General features: G+C 57.7%; 2 protein-coding genes. One reads left to right on the top strand and one right to left on the bottom strand.

All coding sequences use genetic code 11. The features are described 5' to 3' along the window. Nucleotides 1-213: 213 nt before the first annotated feature. On the bottom strand, nucleotides 214-1,326 hold the full coding sequence (locus ROA7023_RS22845) for a TIGR03032 family protein (protein WP_085881264.1): 1,113 nt from the start codon (nucleotides 1,324-1,326) through the stop codon (nucleotides 214-216). Between the two features lie 150 nt (nucleotides 1,327-1,476). Between ROA7023_RS22845 and ROA7023_RS24210 the strand changes: the two genes are divergently transcribed. After that, a complete protein-coding gene (locus tag ROA7023_RS24210; protein WP_143535723.1) occupies nucleotides 1,477-5,322 on the top strand; it encodes a lipase family protein in 3,846 nt (1,281 codons plus the stop codon). The last annotated feature ends 94 nt before the right edge of the window (nucleotides 5,323-5,416 follow it).

Below are 5,416 nucleotides of genomic sequence, written 5' to 3'. Positions count from 1 at the left end.
ATGGCTCTTCGGAAAATAGGGCCTCAGCCGCGCCATCTGAGCCTCGCTCAGCCAATACAGATCGCTCATCATGCCCCCTTTGGTTCGGGGACGATGAATCACGCAGACCGCGCAGCCTCAACCCGTTTAATGGGTCCTGAGTCTAGCACCGCTCGCAGCCATGCCGATACACAATTGCGGTCACCCGCAAGAGGTAACCTGCTCGATCGCGGATCATCTATGGCGGTCCTGCCGTCCATAGTGGTCAGGACAATCATGCGTCCACCCTAACATGCGGTCAGAAGATGTTGAGGGCATACTCGGTCGGATAAAGAACCGCGCCTCATCACTGGTCGGATCGACAAGCTTGGGATTCCGAATCCCTCTCAAGACACAGACATCGTATATCTCCTCCGTGTCGGGCCCGATCTCGACCGTGTAGTCGATCTCGCCTGTTTCGAGATTGACGGCCGTGATCGCGCAGATCGGCTCAATTCCCTGTCGAGAAAGCCGATCTTCCAGAGGCAAACCGTCGAAACCACTGTCATGACGCGGCCGCGAGACGCCCAGCACGGCCCATTTGCCGACAAACGCGAGTCCACGCGGCAAGCCTGGCAGGCGCGCCACCGTCTCGAAAGCACCAGAGCCAAGGTCGAGACGGCCGAACTCACCGGTGCCACTTTGGTTCAGCCAAAACTGGCCATCGTGCAGGCGCGGGGAATGTGGCATGCCGAGGCCTGACGCCACGGTCTGGCCCGACGCGACGTCGATGACCACCCCGCCGTCGGCCTTGTGGTCCCGCCAGGCACCGCTTTCGTTTGTCGCGGCAAGACAAGTGACAAAGCGCGGTGTGCCGTCCTGCATGGCAAGCCCGTTGAGGTGGCAGCGATCCTCGGCGGCGACCTCGGTGATGAAGGGCGGCATCCAGCGGATATCGAAGCTGTGCGCCTCGGCCGGGGTGGCGAGGCAGTTGAACCGAGGCACGGCAAAGACTGGCGTTCCGTCAGAGGTCTCGGCAATGTCGTGAATGTCCACGGCGCCCGTCAGAATGGTCATGCTGGGCAGAAACACGGCGTCATGGCCGTCGTGGGTCTGGCCGGGCGCAAGAATGTTGTCGAACCGCCAGAGTTGATGCGCCGAGGCGGTCCAGAGCCGGCCACTGCCGAGCCCAAGGCCCATGCAGCGTGCGAGGGTGCAGTCGGAGGCGGTCAGCGTTCCGTCCGGCCCGCAGCCAAGGGTGATGAGCTTTCCAGCCCGGTAAGACGTGAAGGCGAGGCTTGCGCCCTGGGCGTGAAGCCAGGCGGCAAAACCCGAAGTGGCAGCCATGTCGATCGTGGGATGCGTCACGCGTCACCTCCGTTGCGCCGCGGCCAGATCGGAAAAATCACGCGCCAAGGCTTGGTAAACATTGAACAAGCCGCTCAAGAATTCTACCGCTTCTTCAAGGCGGGCTTTTTGTGCGTCAAGAGTGACGACGTATGAGATGGAGCTTGCGTGATGACCACTGAATTCTCGATTGAACGGGTCTCTGTCTCGAGCGCGGGGGAGCAGGGAAACCTATCCTCCTATGATGGCAGAGTTTCCGCTGACGGTCGTTTTGTCCTCTTTTACTCGCTAGCTTCGAATCTCGCAGGCGGGGACACAGGCGGCTGGGTGGAGCTTTTCGTCCGTGATTTGCAGGCTGGAACAACGGAGCGGGTAAACGTCTCCAGCAGCGGGGAGCAGGCAAACGACGGGGCATCCTACGTCCAAATCTCCGCTGACGGTCGATATGTGCTATTCAAATCCGTGGCTTCGAACCTCGTGGACGACGATACGAACGGCTGGGCGGACTTCTTCGTCCGTGACCTGCAAGCTCGCACGACGGAGCGGGTAAACGTTTCCAGCACCGGCGAGCAGGCAAACGACTACTCTAGTCAAGCGGAATTGTCCGCGGACGGACGCTATGTGGTTTTTGGCTCGGGCGCGTCCAACCTCGTGGAGGGCGACACAAACCTTACATCGGACATCTTCGTCCGTGATTTGAACGCGGGAACGACCGAGCGGATCAATGTATCCAGCAGCGGCGAGCAGGCAAATTACTACTCTTCCGATGGGTCACTATCCGCAGACGGTCGTATTGTTCTTTTTCACTCGTCAGCTTCGAATCTCGTGGACGGGGACACGAATGGCACCGAAGACTTTTTCGTCCGCGACTTGCAAGCTGGCACGACAGAGCGCGTGACCGTCTCCAGCAACGGCGAACAGGCAAACCGCAGCTCTTATAGCGGACAAATATCTGCAGAGGGTCGCCATGTGCTCTTTAGCTCACCGGCATCCAACCTTGTGGACGGCCACACGAACGTTACCCACGATATATTCGTCCGTGATTTGAACGCCGGAACCACGGAGCAGGTGAATGTCTCCAGCACCGGCGAACAGGCAAACTACTACACCGACGACGCGACACTCTCTACAGACGGCCGTTTTGTGATCTTTTTCTCAGGAGCTTCGAACCTTGTGGAAGAAGACACGTATTCAGTCGGCGACATTTTCATCCGTGACTTGCAAACCGGCACGACCGAGCAAGTGACCGTCTCCAGCAGCGGGGAGCACGCAAACAATTATGCTTCTGATGGGTCTCTCTCCGCAGACGGTCGCTATGTGCTCTTTACATCAACCGCCACCAACCTCGTGGAAGGGGATACGAACAGCAAGGCGGATGTCTTCGTCCACCAATTGCAAACTGGCACGACAGCGCGGGTGAACGTCTCCCACAGCGGGGAGCAGGCAAATGACGAAGCAGCCAACGCTCAAATTTCTGCCGACGGAAAATATGTTTTATTCCAGTCACAGGCTTCCAATCTCGTGGACGGGGACACAAACGGTGCAATGGACCTCTTCCGCGTCACCAACCCCTTGTGGGAAAGACCGGAGCCACTAAACCAGGCACCGACAGATATCGACCTCAGCAATCAAACCATCACGACGGCATTTGACCGTGGTCAGATAGTAGGTGTTCTTTCGGCTACGGACCCAGACGTCGGCGACACGTTTACCTACGCACTTGCAAATCCAAATGACAATTTCTGGATCGACGGTGATAGACTGAAAGTGTCTGACAATGCCATCGACGCTGGCGGACTGATAGCGGGAGCCACCCAAGCCGTCGACATCAGGGTCACGGACAGCCAAGGCAATACCTATACCGAGCCATTTACGATCACGATTGACGCGCCGCCGTTGGGTGATCCACCATCCAGCGGCCTGCTCGAATGGCTTTCGCGCCAGGTCGTTTACGGCCGCGGTGTCGATTACGATCGCATATCTCCGCGCGGGCAGGATCTGATGCAGATCGATGTGGGCATGGAGCTTCGGTTTCCAACCGACAACGCTCCGACGGGGTATAGTCTTGCGAAACTCTGGTCAGTCGGGGCCTTTGCCGCCATGGGGTTTGAAGGCGACGATCTGCAGCCGATCCTCGTCTTGCGTGGGACCGCCAGCCTTGCCGATTGGATTGCCAACGCGGACCCGACCGGCGTTGCCCAGACCGAGTTTCTCAGTGTCTGGAACGATGACTCCTCAGGTCTGAAAGCATGGGTCGAGGCGAAAGCGCCGGAAGGTCTGCATCTTGCCGGTCATTCCCAGGGCGGTGCGCAGGCTCAACTTGTCGCAGCGAAAACCAGCCAGGCCGGGGTCAGCATCAGTTCTGTCCTGACGTTCAATTCGGCAGGCATCTCGAACGAGGCGCTCAGCTGGCTGGATGAATCGAAACTGGGGGAGGTCGAGCACAGGGTGTCGGCAGGAGATATCGTCAGTTTGGCTGGCGAACAGTTCTTGCCCGGACGCGTGTGGATCTACGACCTCGACACGGTTGACTCGTCCAAGTTCTACCTGCCCTGGCAGCACCTTGCTGCTGCGCATTCGGATCAATGGTCGCGGGACGATCTGTATGAGTCCAAATTTCAGGTCAAGGACAATCCCTTGACGGAAGAAGATGAATCGACACCGTCGCTGCGGATCGGAGAGCAGCCATTGTTGCGAGACCTTCTGACAGCAGACGAACTCGATTCTCCTGATTTCACTCATCTCATACGCCAGGACGGAGTGGACAAGGAATACGCAGCTTTTGTCGTATCAACCGTAACGCTGGCATCATCACTTGCAGGTCTTGCAAGGTATTTCACATCCGCAAGTCCTGTTGCTGCGGCAAGCACAATTCTGAAGGTTGGTGGCAAGATCGGCGCAGCCCTCTCGACCCGTGCCGATGCAGAAGAATTTCGCCAGGAAACGGGACAATTTCTGGAGGCAATGTTCTTCTTGTGGGATCTCGGTGTCGATGCCGTTGAAGCCGTCAATGAAGCAGTTGTTGCAGCATGGGAGGCAGGCGTCCAAGCCGTCGAAAACGTGATATTCCTGACGGGTCTGGTAGCTGAGCAAGTCAAGGAGTGGGGCGTCGAGATTTGGGACAGCATTTCATCCTGGACCGCTCGCCATTGGGAAGCCGCCAAAGAGTGGACAGCCGAAAAGTGGGAGCAGGTTATTGATGATGGTGTCGAACTTATCGATCAGATCGCCGAGAACGGCCCCTCGTCAATTAGAATGGTTGCCAATGTATCCGTCTCAGACCCTCTACTTCCATTCAAGGCACTCTTCGCAGTCAAAGATCGTCTCGGCGACCTGCTGAGGGATGACAATGTTTCTGGTGGCGGCGAGACGGAACACTGGAGACTGGGTCAGGGTGATGACAGCCTGAATCCGGGCGGTGGACTGGACGAAGTGCGCTTCGGGTCGGGCTCCGATACGCTCTTTGGCCAGCCCGGAGACCTCGATGGCGCAACCCTTTTGGATTTTACGGACGAGGATCTTATCCGCATTCAGAATATCGGCATTGGTAGAGATCAGGCCCGCATCACAAAAGGCTCCGCGATCATCGACCTGGATACAGACGATGATGGGAAATTCGATACAACGATCACGATCAAGGGCGAAATCGACGCTTCCAAAGTGGAGTTTGAAAAGGATGGTGCAGATACAATCATTCGAACCAAGGGCTCATCGATTGGCATTGTCGAAGTTGGGTCTGAACTGGATGATAAAGTTCCAGGCTCACCCGGAAACGACAGCATCCGTGGCGGGACAGGAAATGACACCCTCGAAGGCATGTCCGGTAGCGACACGCTCGATGGCGAGGACGGCAACGACAGGCTGGAGGGAAGTTCTGAAAACGACACGCTAGCAGGCGGCAACGGCAACGATCATCTTGACGGCGGCAACGACGATGACCTGCTCGACGGCGGCGCGGATGACGACGCGCTCTACGGCGGCGCGGGTGTCCGTCGTCAGATAATTTGGGACGCTTGAGCGCTTTCCAGACTGGAGGCTCTGGCTCACCGCTGGTTGATGTTACGCGTTCTCAGTTTCGTGGCGCAAGCGCCGGGCGAGCATGGTTTTCCGT

This window comes from Roseisalinus antarcticus, from assembly GCF_900172355.1.
GTDB lineage: Bacteria > Pseudomonadota > Alphaproteobacteria > Rhodobacterales > Rhodobacteraceae > Oceanicola > Oceanicola antarcticus_A.
Note: the sequence above shows the minus strand (reverse complement) of the source record. Positions and strands in the feature narration are given on the sequence as shown.